Source organism: Bartonella queenslandensis (assembly GCF_018155095.1).
Classification (GTDB): domain Bacteria; phylum Pseudomonadota; class Alphaproteobacteria; order Rhizobiales; family Rhizobiaceae; genus Bartonella; species Bartonella queenslandensis_B.
Genome location: NZ_NAAI01000002.1, coordinates 151,581 through 174,667, shown reverse-complemented (window position 1 = coordinate 174,667; position 23,087 = coordinate 151,581). Strand labels below are relative to the sequence as shown.

11 protein-coding genes are annotated in these 23,087 nt (G+C 37.3%); 4 read left to right on the top strand and 7 right to left on the bottom strand.

Annotated elements, in window-relative coordinates; all coding sequences use genetic code 11:
- Positions 1-32: 32 nt before the first annotated feature.
- Complete coding sequence (locus B5V81_RS09140) at positions 33-98, top strand: adenosylhomocysteinase (RefSeq protein ID WP_212111911.1); 66 nt, start codon at positions 33-35, stop codon at positions 96-98.
- A gap of 168 nt (positions 99-266) precedes the next feature.
- Here the strand turns inward: B5V81_RS09140 and B5V81_RS01950 are convergent, their stop codons facing one another.
- From B5V81_RS01950 to gyrB, 5 genes are all read right to left on the bottom strand, one after another.
- Positions 267-986 (bottom strand): sulfate transporter family protein, encoded by a 720-nt coding sequence (locus tag B5V81_RS01950; protein WP_212111660.1) that lies wholly within the window; start codon positions 984-986, stop codon positions 267-269.
- A 1,505-nt stretch (positions 987-2,491) separates the two neighbouring features.
- A complete protein-coding gene (gene coaBC, locus B5V81_RS01945; RefSeq protein ID WP_212111659.1) occupies positions 2,492-3,913 on the bottom strand; it encodes a bifunctional phosphopantothenoylcysteine decarboxylase/phosphopantothenate--cysteine ligase CoaBC in 1,422 nt (473 codons plus the stop codon).
- Between the two features lie 68 nt (positions 3,914-3,981).
- Positions 3,982-5,568 (bottom strand): 2-polyprenylphenol 6-hydroxylase, encoded by a 1,587-nt coding sequence (gene ubiB, locus B5V81_RS01940; protein WP_212111657.1) that lies wholly within the window; start codon positions 5,566-5,568, stop codon positions 3,982-3,984.
- A gap of 2 nt (positions 5,569-5,570) precedes the next feature.
- Positions 5,571-6,353 carry a bifunctional demethylmenaquinone methyltransferase/2-methoxy-6-polyprenyl-1,4-benzoquinol methylase UbiE gene (ubiE, locus tag B5V81_RS01935; protein WP_212111656.1) on the bottom strand — a complete coding sequence of 261 codons (783 nt, stop codon included), beginning with the start codon at positions 6,351-6,353 and terminating at the stop codon, positions 5,571-5,573.
- A gap of 117 nt (positions 6,354-6,470) precedes the next feature.
- Positions 6,471-8,903 carry a DNA topoisomerase (ATP-hydrolyzing) subunit B gene (gene gyrB / locus B5V81_RS01930; RefSeq protein WP_212111655.1) on the bottom strand — a complete coding sequence of 811 codons (2,433 nt, stop codon included), beginning with the start codon at positions 8,901-8,903 and terminating at the stop codon, positions 6,471-6,473.
- 888 nt (positions 8,904-9,791) lie between these two features.
- On the opposite strand from gyrB, the gene B5V81_RS01925 reads away from it, so the two are divergent.
- The gene (locus B5V81_RS01925) at positions 9,792-10,709 is read left to right on the top strand and encodes an ABC transporter substrate-binding protein (protein WP_212111654.1); all 918 of its coding nucleotides are present in this window, start codon (positions 9,792-9,794) and stop codon (positions 10,707-10,709) included.
- A gap of 11 nt (positions 10,710-10,720) precedes the next feature.
- Here the strand turns inward: B5V81_RS01925 and B5V81_RS01920 are convergent, their stop codons facing one another.
- Positions 10,721-12,253, bottom strand: a complete 1,533-nt coding sequence (locus B5V81_RS01920; RefSeq protein ID WP_212111653.1) for a YifB family Mg chelatase-like AAA ATPase — start codon at positions 12,251-12,253, stop codon at positions 10,721-10,723.
- A gap of 406 nt (positions 12,254-12,659) precedes the next feature.
- Here B5V81_RS01920 and B5V81_RS01915 point away from each other — a divergent pair, with 406 nt between their 5' ends.
- Positions 12,660-14,624: an autotransporter assembly complex protein TamA gene (locus B5V81_RS01915; RefSeq protein ID WP_212111652.1), complete on the top strand. Its 1,965-nt coding sequence runs from the start codon at positions 12,660-12,662 to the stop codon at positions 14,622-14,624.
- Positions 14,624-19,270, top strand: coding sequence for a translocation/assembly module TamB domain-containing protein (locus B5V81_RS01910; RefSeq protein ID WP_212111651.1), 4,647 nt, complete (start codon positions 14,624-14,626; stop codon positions 19,268-19,270). Before B5V81_RS01915 ends, B5V81_RS01910 begins: the two co-directional genes overlap by 1 nt.
- 782 nt (positions 19,271-20,052) lie before the next feature.
- On the opposite strand, the gene B5V81_RS01905 is transcribed toward B5V81_RS01910, so the two are convergent.
- Positions 20,053-21,819 (bottom strand): ABC transporter ATP-binding protein, encoded by a 1,767-nt coding sequence (locus B5V81_RS01905; RefSeq protein ID WP_212111650.1) that lies wholly within the window; start codon positions 21,817-21,819, stop codon positions 20,053-20,055.
- Between the last annotated feature and the right edge of the window lie 1,268 nt (positions 21,820-23,087).

Here is a 23,087-nt window from a genome sequence, read left to right as displayed (position 1 = left end):
TCCGTTTATGATATTTCAACAAACGATTTTAAGTGATTCAACCTGCGATTAATGTCAATGATAGCGTCACTAAATCAAAGTTTGATAATAAATTATGAATGGGTTAAAATAAGAAAGCTTTATGATATTTAGGTTTTTTACTCATGTCATAAAACGATAAATTATCATTTTAAATTAATATATTAATTTAAAAAAGGAAAGCATAAAATTTTATATTGTGCTTTCTTTGGCTGGCAAGGTTTGTTAAGTTTAAAATTCAAGGAACATTATTTTTGTGTGATGCGTGCCATGTTTTTTTGGGAAAGCATTTTGTGTAAATGTGTCATGAAGGCGGCTGCAAAAAGCGGTGTAGCTAAATTGAGAATGGGAATTGAAACAAAAACCGCAATCAACAATCCAGCACCAAAAACCGTTGTATAATGAGTATGTAAAAAAGCCCGCGCATCTTGCTCTGTTCGAAAACGATAAGCAGCAAACAAGAAATATTCATGACCAAGCAAGTAACCATTAATAACATAAAAAGCAATCAAATTAACACCTGGTATGAAGAATAAAATAAAAGCAATTCCATTGCCAATAAGGCTTAAAATAACAAATTTAAAGGAGAGGATAAGAGAGCGCCCAAAAGGCATTGCTTGTCCAATAGGCTCATTTGGATAATCTTCCTTTTCAATGATTTCAGCAGCAGAGTCAATGAAAAAGCCACCTATCATAGCTGTGATGGGGGCAATAAAAAAAGCCAACAAAAGAGCTAAACCAAGATTGAAGATGATAAGCATGCTAAATCCCAACCACCCCGCCCAACTTGGGAGTCCAGGAAGAAACTGAGAAATCCAAGGCCAAAAGTAAGACACAAAAAGTTGGTGCACACATAACCATAAAATGACGAGCACAAAAAAAGTCACTCCCAATGCTTTCAGTATCATAATGCTATATTGTGAGGTCAAAAGACGTTGTAAAGCACGGTAGACAGCAGTAAAGATCATAGATTCATAAATTAAGGAAAGAAGCAAAAAAAACAAGAAATATATTTAAAGAATGTATAGTGTAATTTTTTCTTTCTTGAATTATAAGATCTATTTTCAATAACATTAAAGGAATACATCAATATTATTTTGTAAAAAAAATAAAATTTACATCAATAGAAATTTTAGGTTTAAAAAACGAGAAGACTGTAAGAATCAGCTTTTGTAGAAGAACTTTTAAATATTTTTGTACAGAATTTAGCTTATTACGTTTATATATAAAATTAAGGTGGTAGAAGATATTGAGGGCGGAGTTTTTTTACTTTCATTTATCCTGTATAGCAGCCTAACTTCATTTATCTATATCCCTAATTTGTTTTGCACGATCCCTAATATTTTCTGTATTTTTCTATTGCTTGGCATGACGGGTCTTGGTTTTCGCATAATATTGAAGTTAATGGAATAAGGGTAAAATTTACGTATTCGTTACGGAAATATTCTGATTTTAGGCAACAAAATGACTCATGTGATATCGCAATAAGAAAAGAAAGAAGTTTCAAACGATTAACTCTACGTATTTCATAACAAGCAGTTTTTTAAGAAGAAGTAAAGAAGAGGTCACTGATGATTAAAAATGATGCTATTTTGAATTTTAAGAGCTATAAGTGCAATAAAGTAAGAATTCATTGAAGCATTTTTCATGCAAATGGTGCATTGTATCAAATAATTTTTAGATAATAACACCATCCATTTATAAATATAATTTATCATCTTCAATTTGAATGAGAATCACCAATATAGAAATTAAATCTTCACTGTCAAAATCAAAACAATCATTTATTTGCACATCATCAATAAAACCAATATGGATATAAAAAACATTTAAGAAAGAAAATGCTTTTGATAAATTTTTCTCAATGCAAGAGCTTTTTTAAAATTGAAGGATGGAAAATGATGATTCCAGCTTGTTTTTTATAGGCTGGAGAGACAGGGTGCAAAATTCTATTCTTTATGAAGGCTAGGGTAAGATGGAATTTTTTTAAAAGAAACATCTCTCAACGCTCGTCACCCCCATGTCGCAACAGCGCCCATGAATTGCGTAAGGATAGGGCTTCCATGAAGACTATAAAATTATGGGGCAACCACTCTCTTTATGCTTAACAAAAGAGTTTATGCTGAACAAAAGAGTACACTGGCACCATCAAACACTTACCCTCAATGTTGCGATAAGCCTTCACCCTTGAAACGGTTCATTATAGGGGGATAGTCCTTTTTTAAACGTTTTATACTCATGCGGTTACCTTTGTTAACGTGCAAGAAAATAATTTTGATTGATTCAATATACATGGATTTTAAATGAGGAAATCTTATGATATTTGAGGTTCTAATTCAAATTGAATAACGCTAGATTATCATTATAAATTAATATGTTATCTAATTATAGTCGAGATTGATAGACATCTTCGTGTATTCAAAAGTTTAGTTCTTATTTTATGAGATGTTTTAATAAGGTGTTTGAAGAGTTATTATTTGAAATGGTGTGTTTTTTCCTTATGAGGAGGAGGTGTTTGGGGGGTAAAGAATGATACGATCATGTTTGCTAATTTTTGCGCTACGTGTTGTTTACTCATAGGGGGCCATGATTCAACTTTTTCTTTATTTACGAGATAAATTTGATTTGTATCAGCACCCATGACGCTTGTGCCATCAGAGTGAAGAGAAACGTCATTAGCAAGAATGAAATCAGCACCTTTTTCGACGCATTTTTTTTGCGCATTGGTAATGATATCACATGTTTCAGCAGCAAAACCAATGACCAATGAGGGGCGGTTTGGAGCGTGTCCAATCGTTGCTAAAATGTCAGGATTTTCGACCATATGCAAGGATGGCGCTGTTTTATGAGCATTCTTTTTAATTTTGTGTAACGATTGCGTTTGACTGCGCCAATCACAAACTGCGGCAACAAAGATGGCACCATCAGCGGGCAATGCTTCTTGAACGGCCTGTAACATCTGTTGTGCTGTTTCAACATGAATGGTTTTTACTTCTTGTGGGTCTGCAAGATTAACAGGTCCACAAATAAGTGTTACTTTTGCTCCCAAATGCGCAAGGGCAGTTGCAATGGCATGACCTTGTTTACCCGAAGATCGATTAGCAAGATAGCGCACGGGATCAATTGGTTCATGGGTAGGGCCAGAGGTCACGATGAAATGGCGACCAGCGAGAGGCTTTTCACACACATTTAAAAGAGTCTCTATGGCAGCAACAATGGTTAAGGGTTCACTCATGCGTCCATAGCCTGTCTCGTCACGTTCAGCCATATTTCCGATTTCTGGTCCGATAATATGAACGCCATCTGCACGCAATTGTGCAACATTGCGAACAGTGGCCGGATGTGCCCACATAGCTGGATTCATGGCGGGGGCAATTAAGAGTGGACAACGTGCTGCTAAAAGAATGCAATCGGCTAGATCATCCCCTATGCCATGGGTTATTTTAGCTATGCGATTGGCTGTAGCAGGGGCTAAAATGATGAGGTCAGCCTCACGTGCTAGTCTGATATGTCCGATATCATGTTCTTCTTCGCGTGAAAATAAATCAGTATATACAGTACGAGCGTTGAGAGCTTCAGCAGCTAAAGGCGTAATAAATTTTTGCGCTGCTTTTGTCATAATAATATTTAAGTGTGCTCCACGTTCTTTTAAACGACGAATGAGATCAAGCGCTTTATAGGCCGCAATACTTCCACCAATAATAAGAAGAAGTGATTTTGATTTCAATGATTGCACTTCAACGGAACTTGCATGAGAGGAATGTGTGGTGAAAGTAGTGAAATTACTTAAAAGACGGCGCGCTTCTTCTTCCATAGAAATGCCATTTTGCGCGGCACGTATGCGCAAAGCTTCCTTAATTTCAGGAGAAAGATTACGAATAGTAATACTGGCCATAGAATACCTACAAGAAACAAAATGATTGCAATGATTTCGTTGTTGATATTTTTAGCATATTAAGGAGATTAGAAAAGATGAAAAAAGTAAAAAGTGAAAAAAACGCAACAAAGTGCAATGATAAGCAGGCTATAACGACCATAACGGTTTCTACGACTTTGTTCAATGGCAAGTTGTTTGAGGGTAGCAGGAGAAAGATTAAAACCAGTTTTTTTCATTTGATTGAAATCTTCTTCTATACGTTGGAAATTTTGTACCAGTTGTGGTGTTTTGCGTGCCAACGAAAGGAGAGCTTGCGCGCCTTCACTAAAGTCTTTTACAATGCCTACGGGTCCTAAATTTTTACTAATCCACTCTTTGACAACAGGTTCAGAAGCTTTCCACATATTAAAACTGGGGTCTAATGTGCGGGCAACACCTTCCACGACAACCATTGTTTTTTGCAATAATAGAAGTTCGGGTCGCGTTTGCATGTCAAACAATTCAGTGACTTCAAACAACAATGTGAGCAACTTAGCCATGGAAATGCTTTGTGCTGATTGTCCGTGAATTGGTTCACCAATTGCGCGATTGGCTTGCGCAAAGCTTTCAATATTATGATGTGAAGGGACATAGCCTGCTTCAAAATGAGCGCGGGCTACCCGATGGTAATCGCGCGTAATAAAGCCATAAAGAATTTCAGCCAAAAAATGCTTTTCTTTTTTTCCAAGTCTTCCTGTAATGCCTAGGTCAACAGCAACAATACATCCATCTGAGTCTACAAATAAATTACCAGGATGCATATCGGCATGAAAAAAACCGTCACGCAATGTATGGCGTAGAAAAGATTGAATAAGCGTAATGGCAAGTGCCTGTAGATCAAAACCCGCTTCTTTAAGTTTGGAAACTTCAGATATTCTTATACCATCAATCCATTCCATGGTGAGAACATTACGCCCTGTCCGTTCCCAATCAATACGAGGAACCCGAAAACCTGTATCCTGTTGAATATTTTCAGTCATTTCAGATATCGCTGCTGCTTCTAAGCGTAAATCCATTTCAAGGCGTGTTGTTTGTGCTAAAGTATCCACCACACGAACAGGACGTAGCCTTCGGGAGGAAGGGATATAACGCTCTTGTAAATGCGCAATGAGATAGAAACCTCTAAGATCTTTAGAAAAACGTGCTCTTATATCAGGGCGAATAACTTTTACGGCACATTTTTTCTTATGACCAGTTTTATCAATATATTCAGCAGGATGAACCTGAGCAATAGAAGCAGCGGCAATGGGGGGATAAAAATTGACGAATAAATCATCAATAGAGCGCCCCAGAGAACTTTCAATTTGAGCAATAGCGGCGGTGCAAGAAAATGTTTGGACACGATCTTGTAGTTGTGACAAATCGTCTGCAACATTCCGTCCAACAATATCAGGTCTTGTGGCAAGAAATTGACCAAGTTTGATGTAAGAGGGGCCAAGCTTATTGATGGCATACGAAATATTTTCAGATCGCTGTTTTTTTTTCGTTTTGCGTCGTGCTAATGCACGCGCTATACGATGACATAACGCTGGAAATCCTTGAAGATCATCATGAGGAAGAGCACTTAAAACACCTTCACGTGTTAAAATCCATCCCGCACGCATCAATTGAAAGTAAGGAGAAATTTGCACCATTTTTAAATTTTCCAACCTGAATGCAGTGCTGCAATCGCACCGGTAAGATTGCGGTACGATACGCGTGAAAATCCTGCTTGCTTGATCATATGGGCAAAATCATCTTGTTGAGGAAATTTACGAATAGATTCAACCAAATAACGATAAGCATCGCCATCATTTGCAATAAACTGACCCAACCTAGGGATAGCATGGAAAGACCAAAGGTCATAAATTTTATCGAGCCAAGGCATTTCGACATTTGAAAATTCTAAACATAAGAAACGTCCACCGGTCTTTAAAACACGAAAAGCTTCTTTAAGGGCTTGATCAATATGAGGAACATTGCGAATTCCAAAAGCAATGGTGTAAGCGTCAAAGCTTTGATCTTCAAAGGGCAGATGTTCTGCATTGGCTTCAACAAAATCAATCAGAGAGGCAAGACCATTTTTTTGTGCGCGTTTTTTGCCAATGCTGAGCATAGATCCATTAATATCAAGCACCGTAGCATGAGCTTTTTGGCGTGAAGCATTAAGGATGCGAAAAGCAATATCACCTGTGCCACCAGCAACATCAAGAACTTTCCAATGAGAAAGCGCTGGTGGAGAAAGCCATGCAACCATAGAATTTTTCCACACACGGTGTAGCCCTAAGGATAAGATATCATTCATCTTGTCATAATTTTCAGCAACAGAATGAAACACACCATCCACCATGGATTGCTTTTGTGTTTCATCAACTCTTGTAAAACCAAAAGAGTGCTCCATCCCCCCTTTGGCTCCTACACGTTCTGTTTCAGTTGCCATATATATGCCCTTCCTTATTTTTCTTTATCGTAAATGAAATAGAAAGGTAATGTTCAAATACGAAAAAATAACGTATAAAACTGCGACGTTTATACAGCTAAAAACAAAAGAATACCTTTAGATATCAAGATTGGCAACGCTTAAAGCATTGTCTTGAATAAAGATACGTCTAGGCTCAACTTCATCACCCATGAGACGAGAAAAGAGTGAATCTGCATCGGTTGCATCATTAATTTTCACTTGTAGAAGAGAACGCGCATTGGGATCAAGGGTTGTTTCCCAAAGCTGTTCAGCATTCATTTCCCCAAGACCTTTATAACGTTGAAGAGTAATACCCTTTTTACCGTTTGTAAAAATGCTTTCTAAGAGGCTCATAGGTCCAAAAATACGCTCTGTTTTATCTTTGCGGCGTAAAAGAAGAGGAGGATGGTATACGTCGCTAAAATTTTGGGAAATTCGATCAATTTGACGTGCATCTGCTGAGTTTATAAGTCCTGCATCAAGCGTGATAACATCTTTAACGCCACGCAAAATACGCTCAAAACACAAACTTCCATCTTCTATATATTGTCCTCTCCAACCCTGTTCCATATCATCAGCAATCAGATTAAGGCGGTGTGCAATAGCTTCTGCTATTTTTTGCGCTTTTTCTTTTATTGCAAAGGCTTCAGGGTTAAAAGCACCAACAATAGCTGCTTGCTCAACAATATTGCGGTCATAACGGGTATGAAGACCATTTAAAAGCTGACGGAATACACGGGCATCTTTAGCGAGTTGATATAAATCAGCTCCTGCACGAACTTCTCCCGTTGAAAGCTCAAGTGTTGTTTCTTCTAGTCCCGTATCCATCAAGAATTCCTCAAAGGCCGCTTCATTTTTAATATATTGAGAAGATTTTCCACGCGATACTTTATAAAGAGGTGGCTGCGCAATATAAAGATGTCCACGTTCAATCAATTCAGGCATTTGCCTAAAAAAGAAAGTGAGCAGCAGAGTGCGTATATGGGCTCCGTCAACGTCCGCATCTGTCATGATAATAATCTTGTGATACCGTAATTTATCGGGTGAAAATTCATCTTTACCAATAGACGTTCCAAGAGCTGTAATCAGTGTTCCGATCATATCAGATGAGAGCATGCGGTCGAAACGTGCTCGTTCAACATTGAGGATTTTACCGCGGAGAGGTAAAATTGCTTGATTTTGACGTGAGCGCCCACTTTTTGCTGAACCACCTGCCGAGTCTCCTTCGACAATAAAGATTTCTGATTTTGTAGGATCACGCTCTTGGCAGTCGGCAAGTTTTCCTGGCAGAGAAGTAATATCAAGCGCTCCTTTTCTCCTTGTGAGTTCACGTGCCTTGCGTGCTGCTTCGCGTGCTGTTGCAGCTTCCACTACTTTACTAATGAGAAGCTTTGCTTCATTAGGGTGTTCTTCCAGCCATATTGAAAGTCCTTCATTGACCAAATTTTCAACAATAGGGCGCACTTCAGAAGAAACCAATTTGTCCTTTGTTTGTGAAGAAAATTTGGGATCAGGAACTTTGACAGAAAGAATAGCTGTTAATCCTTCACGGCAATCATCACCGGTTAAATTCACTTTTTCTTTTTTGGCAATCCCTGAAGATTCAGCATAACCATTAATTTGACGTGTAAGAGCACTTCTAAAACCAATTAAATGCGTTCCACCATCACGCTGAGGAATATTATTGGTAAAACACAAGACTTTTTCATGGTAGGAATCATTCCACCATAGGGCAACATCAACGCTCATACCATCTTTTTCACTTGTAATGTAAATAGGCGTGTCTAGGAGTGCTTTTTTTGATTGATCAATATATTTAACAAACTCTATTAATCCGCCTTCATAATGCAATTCAACGGATTTAATGTCAGCATGACGCTCGTCAACAAGAAGAATATGAACCCCAGAATTTAGAAAGGCCAATTCCCGTAAACGACGCTCTAAAGTTTCAAAATCAAACTCAACCATAGTAAAGGTTTCAGAGCTTGGTAAAAATCTAATTTCTGTTCCACTTTCTTGATCACAATCGCCAACGACTTTTAGTGGCGCATCAGCCACCCCATGGGTAAATGATATTTCATGAATTTTACCACTTCGTCTGATTTGCAATTTAAGCCAAACAGAGAGTGCATTTACAACAGAGACACCAACACCGTGCAATCCACCTGAAACTTTATAAGAGTTTTGATCAAATTTTCCGCCGGCATGAAGCTGTGTCATGATAACTTCAGCGGCAGAAATACCTTCTGTTGGATGGATATCTGTTGGAATTCCACGTCCATTATCACGAACAGAACAAGAACCATCAGCATGGAGTGTGACGTTTACAAGAGTTGCATGACCAGCTAAAGCTTCATCGATAGCATTGTCTACAACTTCATAGACCATATGATGTAACCCTGATCCATCATCAGTATCACCGATATACATACCAGGACGTTTGCGTACAGCATCAAGACCTTTGAGAACTTTAATAGAAGCGGCGCCATAGTCATCGCCTTGTGTCGGTGAGGTTATTTCATCACTCATAAGTTAGTCCATTTCTGTGTTCAATTTACAATACTTTACTTGTTTTTTTAAAGCTCAATGTTCTGATCAGTTATTTATGGAATAACCACATTAAACATTTACCGTATATCAGCTCTAGATTCAATATCTGTCGATATATAATGAAAAGAATGATGAAATGATATGACACCATTATACAGTAAAATACCGTCATTGAGGACAATAATATAAGACAAGTAAGCATTTCTTTTATATATTTAAGTATTTTTATAGTGCGTGGTAAATATTCAGGGTAGGGCTTGAAAGCCTTCAGTTTAAGTGAATCACATGAATGGGAAGACTAAAGAAATTAAAAGCGTAATTTATCGAGAAAAGCCCGACTGTTTACAGAATAACGTTGGTAGGAATCCTTTTCCTTTAAACTTTGGGGACGAAGTTAATTACGTCTTACGTAAATTTTAAAATTATGTGAAGAGCGATATTATTGTTTATTTTTTCATATACGTAATATTTCAAAATGAGTTGTGCATATTTATATTACGCTAACGAAGCTTTTATTTTCTTACCTATAAATTAATATTCAATTCTAATGAAGTTAATATTACACGTTCTCTAAGTTTCTTAACTTTTTGTATGTTAAACTGAGGTGAGAATATTGTGTATATTTGTTTGCATTATTCCTGTCCATGGAAGTCACATCTCTCATTCACAATAAAACACCATTTTGCGTCTTATTCACGCACTTTTTTAAGAGGCATTTTCAATGTATTTTAAAAATATATGAAAATTTTTAACAGTTTTAGAAAAGTACAAGAATTTTATTGATTAAGCGGAAGATATTTTGGTGAAGTGCGTTAGATAATAGCTAAGCAGAGTTTCGTCTTAAGTTTGAAAAATGGGGGAGAAGTTTTGAAAATAAGAAAACCTATACATGTAAAACATCTTCAGTGGTGTTTACGGTATTTTTTACTCAATAATCTATACAATATTTTTATTCGTATTTTATTTATAGCAGGGGGATTTCTATTTTTCTCTTATTACGCAGAAGCTAAAATAGCTGGAAAGCTGCCTTCTTTTTTTAATTCACATGAACATTTGGTACAACCTGATACAAAGGATATCATTCGTTTGCGTTTTGTAACAACTTTTGATTTTCCTCCTTTTAATTTTCTTGATCAAACGGGGCATCTTGCAGGTTATAATATCGATTTATTGCGCGCTATTTGCTCAAAATTAAAATTAGAAAAATTTTGTGAAGTAGAAGTTGTTCCTTGGAATGAGCTTGTGGAACATGTCAAAAATGGTGGTGCAGAAGTCATTATTGCGGGTTTAAAGGAAACAAGTGAAACCCAGCAAGATCTTATCTTTACAAAGTCGTATTTGCGCTTTCCAGCGCGATTTTTTGCTTCTCGAAAGTTAAATCTCGATGAACCAATAAGCAATCAATTAGTCCATTTAACCAGTGGTGTTTTGTCTAAAAGTGTTCACGAAAAGCTCTTTCATTATTATTTTCCTAAAGCCCAATGGCAAGGATTTAAAGAGAGAGAAGAACTCTATAAAGCCTTACAGGAGCATAAAATTGATCTTATTTTTGATGATGGATTTTCTTTATCGTTATGGGTCAAAAATCAAAAATCTGTTGATTGCTGCCATTTTGTTGGAGAAGTATATATGGCACCACAGTTGTTGGGGCAAGGAATGCAGCTTGCTGTTGCAAAAAAGAACGAAAAATTGATTGATATCCTCAATTATGCACTCAAATCACTGGAAGAGGATGGTAAACTTACAGAGCTTTATTTGCGTTATTTTCCAATAAGTTTTTACTGATGAATAGTTTTTTAGTGAAGAGCTGTTAATCTTTCTGTACCGAGTCGATAGGAGATAGCTTCTGCAAGATGATGGCGTGAAAGATTATCGGCTTCATCAAGATCAGCAATCGTGCGCGCAACTTTGAGAATGCGATGATAAGCACGTGCAGAAAGGTGCATTTTTTCACTCACATCTCGTAAGAGTATGGCGGCATTTTTATCCGGAATGGCAATTTGTTCTATAATTTTAGCAGGGCAATCACCATTGGTTCGGATATGATCCAACCCTAGTGTTGCAAAACGTTTGGCTTGAATGGTACGGCATCGTGCGACGCGTTTGGCAACATCACAGCTTTTTTCTGATTGCTCTGGTTGCATAAGGTCCATTGCTGTCAAGGAAGGAACGTCAATCCGTAAGTCAATTCGATCGAGCAGCGGACCAGAAATACGGGATTGATAATCGATTTGGCAGCGTATTCCTTTTGCACAAACATGGCTTTTTTCACCTGCCATACCACATCGGCAAGGATTCATCGCAGCAATGAGTTGGAAGCGAGCAGGATAGCTGATATGGTGATTAGCTCTAGCGATAACCGATTCTCCACTTTCTAAAGGTTGACGAAGAGAATCAAGAACCTGCGGAGAAAATTCAGGCAATTCATCAAGAAATAACACGCCATTATGGGCAAGTGAAACTTCTCCTGGTCGTCCTTTAAGCCCCCCACCAATCATTGCAGCCATAGAAGCAGAATGATGTGGAGCACGAAAGGGGCAATGAAGTGAAATGGTATTATGAACTGTTTCTCCTGTAATAGAAGCAATCAGAGAAACATCTAAAAGTTCACGGCTATCAAGAGGGGGTAAAATAGAAGGTAAGCGTTGCGCTAACATAGATTTTCCAGCCCCAGGAGGACCAACAAACAAAAGGTTATGGCGTCCAGCAGCACAAACTTCTAAGGCACGTTTAGCCGTTTTCTGTCCTTTGATTTCGCAAAGATCTGGAAGTTCAGTTTCGATAGTATATTGGCGCGGTTGTGGACGTTTTTGAATTTGGGTTCCTTTAAAATGATTGACGATAGTGAGAAGAGTCTCTGGGGCAAGAATATTCATTTCTGCATTTGCCCATGCTGCCTCAGATCCACATTGAAAGGGACAAATCAGTCCTTTATCGAGTGACACTGCTGTCATAGCAGCGGGTAAAACGCCATTGACAGCGGTCAGTGAACCATCCAGTGACAATTCACCTAAAATGACATAGTCTTGCGCTACTTCGGGAGGGAGGATTCCCATAGCAAGCATTAAGCCTATGGCAATCGGCAAATCATAATGTGATCCCTCTTTAGGTAAATCAGCTGGTGCAAGATTAATTGTAATTCGTTTGGTTGGCAGAGAAAGCCCACAAGCATGAAGGGCTGCTTTTACACGTTCACGGCTTTCTGCAACTGCCTTATCAGCTAATCCAACGATAGCCATTCCTATTTTACCGGAGGAAATCATAACCTGTACATCGACAGGAACTGCTTCTAGACCCCGAAAAGCAACAGTTGTAATCCGTGCGATCATTTATCTCCCCCCTTTAGACTTTGGAGAGACAATCATATCTACGCATAAAAATCAAGAAGCATCTCTATGGTTTTTTTAATGGATAGATCTATATACGTACGCAGGTTTTTATAGCGTTCTCATGGCAAGTTATTTATACAAATTTAACCATGATAATATGGAACGCAATAAAACATTTATAATAAGCTAAATGAATATGTTAAGAAAAAGGAATGAGGCTGTTTGTGTGATACAACAGGGAAGAATTTTGTGAAGATATGAGGGGAGGATGACGTTATGTATCGCAGAGTATTATTTGATGTGATAAAACGTATAAAGTGTGCAAAGTAGTTATATTTACCTTTTTTATTTTATATTATTTAAAGTGAATGTAGTAGATACAAAGTGTATTAAAGGTATCTGATTTATGGTATGCCAGATAAGAGTTTTGTTAAAATCAGGAACTGTGCGCTGTGTATTTATGGGCTTGTGTTTCGCTTTTTCTTTTCCACAGCCACTTGCTGCATTTGATTTTTTCGGCATCCCTTTTTTTGGTCAAAAGAAAACAAATTCTTCTTCACATTATGTCAAAAGTACAGAGAGATTTTATAAAGTTGATATTGTTACACCACCAGGAGCACCATTAGAAGGTATAAAAATAGTTAAATCTGTCTCTTCTCTTTTTGCTGATAAAGAGAAAGCATCTGCGAGTTCGTCTGGTTTGTTAGCCAAAGCGCGTTCAGATTATCGGGCTATTCTTTCTGCTCTTTATGCTGATGGGCGTTACGGTGGTGTTATTAGTATTAAAATTAATGGCTTAGAAGCTGCTGATTTAAGTCCAGTAACGCAACTTCCAGCACAATCCAGTATCGTTATTACGATTAATGCTGGTCCACAATATCTTTTTAGTCTTGCAAATATTGATAAAATAGCTCCTTATGAAAAACGTAAAGCACATAAAATGCCCACAATTGAAGAATTAGGGTATAAAGTTGGAGCTATTGCTAAATCTGAAACCATTTTGAAAGCAGAAAAATGGGCGGTAGAAGGATGGCGTCAACAAGGTTATGCTAAAGCTAAAATTATAAAAAGTGATATCGTAGCTGACCATGCTGCATTACGCGTTGAAGGACGGATCGTTGTCGATCCTGGACAAAAGGCTTATTATGGTCCTTTAAGTGTACGTAATGTAAGTAAGCCCCCCCGTGTAGATTCAGCTTATATCGCATGGATGACTGGATTGAAGCGAGGTCAGAAATACGATTCCGATGCGTTAGCTAAGGCAAATGAACGTCTTGCGCGCCTTGGCGTTTTTCGTGCTATCAATATACGTGAGGCTGATACCATTAACCCAGATGGCAGTTTACCACTTACGCTTGTTGTACAAGAACGCAAACCGCGTCGTTTCGGTATAGGTGGCAGTTATTCAACATTAGATGGTGCTGGTTTTGAAGCTTATTGGATGCATAACAATCTTTTTGGCCACGCAGAAGTCCTTAAACTTGAAACAAAAGTGAGTGGTGTTGGCAGCAACAAAAAACAATCATATAATTTCAAAAATTTTGATTATCTTTTCGGTGGTACGTTTATAAAACCTGGTGTCCTCACGCCTGATACAGATCTGAGATCAGAATTAAAAATACAGCAAGATGTTTTAGAAAATTATACAACAAAAGCCATAAAAGGGAAATTAGGTATTAGGCATATTTTCAATAGTCATCTATCGGGACAGACTGCTATAGAAATTTCCAATGGTTACTCACGTGATATTTATTTTGGGAATCGTAATTTTACAACAATTGGTTTCCCTACCGGTTTGGTTTACGATAGTCGTAATAATAAGTTCAATGCAACAAAAGGGGTATATGGTGAAGTTCTGATTGAGCCTTTTTATGAAATGCGGTTTAACGATTTTGTGACAAAAATAACGGCAGAAGGTCGTTCTTATTGGGCGCTAGATGAGGGGAATCGTTTTGTTTTTGCGGCACGGGCAAAGATTGGTACGGTTCTTGGGAATGATACAGCACAAATCCCTGCGGATACGCTCTTTTTTGCTGGAGGTGGTGGATCCGTTCGTGGTTATGCTTACCGTAATATTGGTGTCAAAATAGAAAATGAGGCAGTCGTTGGTGGACGAGCGCTTATTGAGGGTGCGGCAGAATTGCGTGTTTCTCTAAATGATAAAATGGGATTTGTTGGTTTTCTTGATGGAGGTCTTGTAGGGGAGAAGGCTAAAGTTGATTTTTCTCAAAAAATTAAATGGGGGGCTGGTATAGGAGGTCGTTATATGACGGGTCTTGGTCCTTTACGCGTTGATTTAGCCTTTCCTTTAAAGAGAGAGCAGGGAGATCCTCGCATTGGTTTTTATGTGGGTATAGGACAAGCATTTTAATGAAAAAAAATCTACGTTTATCAGCTTTCTTCTTTGTGTTTTTGTTTTTTGGGGTAGGTAGTTTTATTTTTGCGCAGAGAGAAGACCGTTTTCCCTCTAACGAGGAGACAGCAGATGATCGTTCATGGTTTGTTTCTTTAATTGAACGCAAGCTTTCATCGCCTAATCGTCAAGTTCGTTTACACAATATACAAGGGGCACTGTCTTCTCAAACATCAATTGATGCTATTACTGTCAGTGATAAAAAGGGGGTCTGGCTTAAGATTACTCATGCTAAAATGGATTGGAATCGTCTAGCGTTGCTAAGAGGGCGGATAGATATTAATCAACTTTCGGCAGAACAGGTTACGTTTTTACGCAAACCGCAAGGCAACTCTTCCCTTGTTTCTTCCCTTGAGATGGGTAAATTTTCTCTCCCAAAATTGCCATTTGCTCTTTCTATCAATATGCTTACAGCGCGACATGTGATGTTTGAACAGAATCTTTTTGGTTTTCCTGCTGATATGTCCTTAGAGGGTAATGTCACTTTGGCGAGTGGTAATTTTGATGTTGATATAGCAGCGCATCGTTTAGATGAACCAGGTTCTTTTTCTGTTCTTACCAAGATATCTGAGAGCGATCGTACAGCTCAAATTGATATCTCTGGTGATGAACCACAAAATGGTATTTTGGCCAATGTTTTTAACATTGAAAAACGCCCAGCATTAAACTTCGTCATTAAAGGTAAAGGGACTTTTGATGATTTGGTTATCAAACTTTCTTTAGAAGCCGATCATCATTCTGTTTTAGATGGTAATATTATTCTTGCAAGTGTTTCAGAAGGATACAATTTTTCTACGAAACTAGAGGGTATACTGAATCCTTTAATGCCTTCTCAATATCATGACATTTTTAAATCTGGTATAACATTAAAAGCAGAGGCAAAGAGGACAAGAGAAGGTGTTACACATCTTGATCAGATGGTTATTCAGAGCAAAGAAATAAATGTTTTAGCCAATGCTGAAATAACAGCCGATGGATTTTTGCGTCGGCTTTTTGTCGATGGCAAAATAGCTTTTGATAATGAAAAGGATTCTGTTCCTGTATCAAAAACGTCAAAACCTGCAAATACTCTTGCTTTAAACATTGATTATGGCCGCGAAGGGCAACAATCTTGGAATGGGCGGTTGGTTGTACATCATTTGAGCAATAAAAATATTTATATTCGTGATGCAGTTTTTGATATGGGAGGAGTAAGCGAAAATCTTGATAATGCAGCTTCTCGTCATGTTGGTGTTCAGGTTAATGGAACGCTTCAAGGGATAAAAAAGATTAAAGGAGCCTTAGTAGAAGATTTAAGCCAAGCGGTTCATGTGCATTTAGATACGGATATTGTTTCGAATAAACCAATTTTGATTCATGATTTTAGTGTGACGGCTCAGGGTTTTTCTTCTTGGTTAAAAGGAACAATGGAGCATTTTGTTGTCAAAGGCGATCTTGGTTTAAAGGCTCAAACATTAACTCCTTTGGAAATATTCAGTAAACAATCGCTCTCTGGTCGTGCAGATATAAAAGCCAAAGGAACGATCAGTTTATTGAGTGGTACTTTTGATCTGAAATTATCAGGAATGGCTGATGATATGAAAATAGGCGTGCAACCATTTGATCGTTTATTCAAAGGAAATATCACTCTTTCAGGTGGTGCTGCTCGAAATACGAATGGCTTCACGTTACGTCATTTGAATTTGAAAAATCAATATGCCAATGTAAAAGCTGATGGTTATTTTTCAAATGAAAGCGCTAAAATGGATTTGTCTGCTCAAATATTTGATTTGACCAAATTAGATCCGAAGATAAGCGGTACACTTACAATTCAAGGGACAGCAAGAGGGCGCAATAGTCATATAAAATTAGATACAAGTGCTCATATTGCTGAGGCGTTAGTCGTTGGGAAGAAACTTCAAAACACAACATTTAACATAAAGGCGCTTATGGATAATACAGCACCGATTACTTCGTTAACGGGGATTGTAAAAGGTGAAGGAATTTTTGCTCATAAACCTCTTCATTTATCTGCTTCTTTTCAAAATTCTCAGAAAATGAGAAAACTTGAAAAGATCGATATTAAAGGGGGAAGTGCAAAAATAACGGGTGATCTTTCTCAACAACTTGGAGGTTTTTTAAAGGGAGCGTTGCATATTGATGCTGATGATATTTCAGTATTTTCAGCATTATTTTTGCAGGATGGGAGTGGAAAAGTAAAAGGAGATTTTATTTTTGATGAACAAAATGGCAAACAGATAGCCAATGTGAAGGCGCGTGTTAACCATTTGAATTTTGCTAAGAATAAAATAGAAAAATTAGCAATAGATGCTGATATATTTGATCCTTTTGGCGTGACTCAGTTTGAAGGCGTTATCAATGCAGAACATGTTCAAACACCTTTGATAATGGTCAATCATTTAAATGCGCACGCCAATAGAGATAATGGACAAACGGTTTTTACTGTTCAAGCGATGTTGCATGATACTCTCAAGGCTCATCTTTCTGGTCGTATGGTGGCTATGGAACTTCCAGAAGGCGCAAAACGAGAAGTGCAAATTGCAACCATGGATTTAAATCAACATAATTTTCATGCAGCATTGTCACAACCATCGATCATTATTTTTGATAAAGATGGAGTGGCAATTAATGAATTAGGGATTGCAATAAATGGCGGTAAAATTACCCTTGCAGGGAATATTCAAGATACTCTAGATTTGCAACTTAACGTAGATGCTCTTCCTGCTACTTTAGCCAATCTGTGGAAATCCGATCTTGGAGCAGCAGGGCGTGTGACAGGACAGGTTATGATTCGTGGGCATTTTAAAAAACCTGATATAACCTACGATATAAAAGGTGAGGGACTGACAACCGTTGCTCTTCAAGATAAAAAAATTATGCCTTTTTCGCTTTCTGCTATGGGGAAAACCTTAGATCAAAATCTTACTTTGAATGCAAGTTTAACAGGAGAAGGAGCACAAGCACAAGCTCAGGGGCTTGTATCTTTAGACAAAGACAAGCTTGATCTCCATATTAATTTACAAAATTTATCTGCACGTTTGGCAAATAGTGTTATTGCAGGACAAGCTTTTGATGGAACCTTGATGGGCAAAGTTGATATTGGTGGGACAATGAAAGATCCATCTGCTCATTTTGAGCTTTCTAGTCAAAGTTTAACCGCTATGACACCTAAAGGACCGATGTCGATCAATATAAATGCTCGTGGTTCTTATAAAAAATCGACATTTTACATTGAAAATATAATAGCAACAGGAGATAAAGGATTAGATCTTTCCATCCATGGACCTGTTTCTCTTAATGGTTCAGAGGCAAAATTAAACGTTAAAGGGATAATGCCTCTTGATTTTGTTAATCTCTTATTAGCTAAGCGTGGTGCAAATATAACAGGTACAGCAAGACTTGATACAGCTTTAAATGGTGCGTTATCAAAGCCACAATTGACAGGGAATATTTCTATAGGCGATGGTAGCTTTTTTGATTCAAAAACCAATGTAGGATTGAATAATATAACGCTTGAAGGCAAATTAAATGGTGATCATCTCCTTATAGAGAAAGCTTCAGCTTCTTCGTTTGAAGGGGGGAGAGTTTCTGCTTCAGGCCGTATTTCTCATGATCTACAGACAGATTTGATCTTTCATCTTGATAATGCCAATTATAATGATGGTTCTATGATTCTTGCAACATTGTCAGGTGATATGACAATGACAGGACATTTTCTAAATGATCTTGTTATTGGTGGTGATATCATCGTTGAAAAAGCTGAAATTCTGGTTCCTGATCATTTTAAAAATGCTAAGTTTCTTGATGTTAGAAATAAGAATTTAACAAAACCAATTCAAACAACACTTGAACGTGCTGATGTTAAGAGCACAAACAAAAGCTCCAATGTCACAGAAGAATCGTCATCTGTTGTGCTATCAAATATGCGTATTACAGCACGTAATCAATTTTTTGTACGCGGAAAAGGGTTAGATGCTGAACTGGGAGGACGCATTAATCTAGCGGGTCCATTAAATGATGTGCATCCAGTTGGTGAATTTAAAATGATTCGTGGACGTTTTGATATTCTTTCACAACGTCTTAATTTTGATCAAGGACAAGCAAGTTTTAGCGGTAATCTTAATCCCACGGTCTATTTTGTCACCAACAATAACAGTGGTGACATTCGCGTCACTGTAACCGTAAGTGGTACGATTGATAATCTTGATATTAATTTTTCTTCACAACCGAATTTGCCTCAGGATGAGATTTTGGCACGTTTGATTTTTAATCGCTCTCTTAATGAACTATCGCCATTTCAGATTGCTCAACTTGCGGCAGCAGCCGCTGATCTTGCGGGCGCTTCTAATACATCTTTGTTGAACACTTTACGAACTAAAATTGGGCTTGATGATCTTGATGTTATCGTTAATGAAAAGGGTAATACAGGCTTACGCATTGGACGCTACATACACAATAACATTTATTTAGGTTTTGAAGCAGGGTCTGATGGAACGACAAAAGGGACAATTAATTTGGATATTTCGCGTCATCTCAAAGCTAAAGGTGCCATAGGAAATGAACAAAATTCTAGTATTGGTCTCTTTTATGAAAGAGATTACTAAAGTTTAAAAAACGATTTCTTTATTTTTTGTCTCTTATTTTTAAGGTTGAGGAAGGAAGCCTAGACTAGGAATAGACTCAAAGGAGAAGTGTTGTATTGCGATGTGAAGAGAGCGGTCTAAAATATTTGATTTTTTGTTTATGACATTCTCTAAAGAGACAAAATTTTGCGAAAGACAGGATGTTATTTTACTGTTGTATACTTATTTTATAAAAATACCTTACCTTAACACTTCCAACCCCCATTTCACGACGGAGTTCGTGAAGAGTATAACGATAAAGCCATTAAGCATCCCTATCTTTAAGCTTAATAAAAGAGCAAGTCGGCACCATCATTCTATTTTCCAGCTTGTAGGTGTTGTGATAGCCTTTGGCACTTAAGATGGTTCATTATAGGCATTTTGACCCTCTCTTATACAATTTTTACTCACACGCCATCTCTGCTTGTGATGTGCAAGCAAATGATTTTGATTGATTCAACATACACAGGTTTGAAACGAGGGAATCTTACGCTATTCGAGTCTCTCATTCAACATACGCAACAGTGAATTATCTTTATAAACAATATGTTGCCATTGTTAAAATTAATTGCATTCAATAAAATATAGCGGATAAAGTTTTTAGTTTTCATCTCAATCCGAGAAATTTTATTCTTAATAAACCGTAAACTCTTTGCTAATCCTTGATTGAAGTAATACTTTTCCTTGGTAACATTTCTGTTCTACAAATAGAATGTTAGATTCCATCCATTTTTTATTTTAAATCTTATGTAAATTCCTAGAAATTAGGGTGTGTGTTTTTTGAACTGGATATTATGAAGTTTTTTATAAAATCCATGTTCTTTTGCGAGCAATTCTTCCTGAGTTCCTTGTTCAATCAGCTGCCCATTTTGTATGACCACAATTTTATGAGCACGAGCAATCGTTGAAAGGCGATGAGCAATAACGATCGTTGTACGCCCTTTGGTAAGGTGATGAAGTGCTTCATTAATTTGTGCTTCGGTGTGTGAATCGAGCGCGCTTGTTGCTTCATCAAGGATCAAAATTTCACTGTCGTGGATCATTGCTCTAGCAATAGCGAGTCGTTGTTTTTGTCCCCCTGAAAGATTACAGCCATTATCCCCTATCTGTGTCTCATAACCATTTGGCAAATTCATAATAAAGTCATGAGCATTTGCTGCTTTTGCTGCTTCGATAATTTCGTCATCACGAGCGCCTTCTTTTCCAAGTCCAATATTATATTTAACAGTTCCTTGAAAGAGAAAAGTATCTTGCCCTACATAGGCCATCAGGTTTCTCAGAGAACGAAAAGTTGTGTAGCGAATGTCTTGATCATTAATCAATATGCGTCCTTTTGTGGGGTCATAGAGGCGCATAATAAGATTGATAAGGGTTGACTTTCCTGAACCAGATGGCCCCACCAGTGCTGTCATTTTTCCGGCTTCTATTTCTAGATTGATGTCTTTCAATACCATTTTGTTATTCGTATATGCAAAGGAAACATGCTCGAAACGAATAGCTCCTTGCGTTTTATTCAGATCTTTAGCTTCTTTATGTTCTACAACTGTAAGAGGACGATCGAGTATTTCAAACATCGTACGGATATTGACCAAGCCAGATTCAATTTTGACACGGACATTTGCTAGTCTTTTTGCGGGCTCATAAGCTAAAAGTAAAGCAACAATAAAGGACATAAATTCACCTTGAACACCTGCGCGTTGGGTTGCAAGGTAACCGGAAAAGCAGATAATACCTGCAATGGCAACACCTGTGAGTGTTTCCATAATCGGATTGGTAATAGCTTCAAGAGTTGCAATATTGTTTGTTTGTTTTTCAACATCACAAATGGCTTTGTCCATCCTTTTTTTCATGACTTCTTCTAGTGAAAAAGCTTTGATGACTCGAATGCCAACAGCCGTTTCCTGTACAATTTTGATAATTTCACCAAGTGAAAGAAGTTCTTTTTCCATAAGGCGGCGAACGCGTTTTAAAGCCATTCGAACACCCAAAAAAGCCAGTGGTCCTACAATTAAAGTAATGGAGATTAACACAAAGTTTTGAATGAACATGACAAGCAATAGACCACTAACGGAAAGCAAATCACGTACAAAAGTTGTAATAATCGTATCAATGATGTTACGTACGGCTGTCGCATTATGGGTTACGCGAACAAGCAGATCAGATGACGTATTATTATGATAAAAAGAGACACCTTGTTCCATAAGGCGCGCATAAATTTTGCGCTGTTGTTCAGCAATGATACTATTACCTGCTTTGCTTAGAAAGTAAGTTTGAGCAAAAGTTGCAATCCCTTTAAGAATAAAGATAAAAGCAATAAAGCTCGAAATAAAAACGATCATAGCAAAATTCTGTGCATCAACGATATAATTAACAACATCACGCATAATCCATGCACTGGTTGCAGTCGTGCAGGAAATAATGATCATTGAGATGATAGCTGCACTGTACCAGCGCGCATGTTTATGGAAATTTTCTCGCAAAAGGCGAATAATAAGATGTTTATCAAAAGAGGAAAGTTGTTTTTTGGCCATGCAGTGCTTCTATATTTTCTTATTGTTTTATGCAAGATTGAAGCGCTCTTAATTAAAAATCCTCTTAATTTTTTTACAAAAAGAGCTTTCTTTTTCAATGCATGTCATATCTCTTCATGCGGTGGGATCTCGTATTAAAGTAAAATCCTCCATAAATGGTCTGTTATATAAGACATGGATACTATCATTCTATTGGCATTCCCATATTGCAACTGTCCCTTAGTTGTTTGTAAAGCTTCATAAGAGGATTATAATTTTTTTCTAAGCATATAATCCCTCTCTCACTTATGACACACAAGCGAAAATTTTTGTTTGATTTCATATTGAGAAGATTTGAAATAAGAGAATCCTACGATATTCGCTCTCTTATTCGAAGAGCAGAAATATAAATTATCCCTATTAATTAATATGTTATTCTCTTCCACTCTATTTAAAATATCGCGCAAGGAATTTTCATGCTTTGAGCATTTAAAAATACATCATTTTCATCCTATAACGTTGCGTATCCACCTTAACTTACTAGATTCAAAAAGTTAGATTCATCCCAATGGAATAAAAAAATTTTTAAAGGATTTGATCGTAAATAAACAAAACGATCCGTCTTTGAAAGAGATAGTGACTAAAGTTTCTGAAAATTCTGATAATAGAGTGGATAATAAGGGAGAATTGGTAATGAGGAGGATGATAGTTTATTTGAAAAATAAGCACTGATTATCTATAGGCTTATTGAATACTGTTTGGTACAGCGTTGTGATTGAGCACCTCCATCTTTAGGCTTATGAAGAAAAAAGCCGGCACCATCACACACATTATCACACACATTTTTCCAGTGCGTAGATGTTGCTCAGCCTTTGGCACTCGAGACTCTTCATAAGAGGCATTTTTATTGTACAGTTTTTATTCACATGGCTCTCTCCGCTTGTAATACGCAAGCAAGTGACTTTAATTGATTAAAAATAAGAGAGGTCTGAAATGAAAGAGCTCTACGATATTGGGAACTCTTGTTCAACATGCAAAACAATGAATATCTTTATAAATCAGTACGCTATCATTGCAAGCAACAGATGAGGACGATAGCGTTAACCGGCATCATTATTTTACGGTTTTAGAAGTTCAAGCCAACACCATCAATTCTTTTACCATTTTTCATATTGTTATAGCTTTTGGCATTTGAAATGGTTTCCAAAAGGCATTTTTACTTCTTTAATATTTTATGCATTATCTCTGTTTGTGATATACAAGCAAATGACTTTTTTCTGGATTCTATA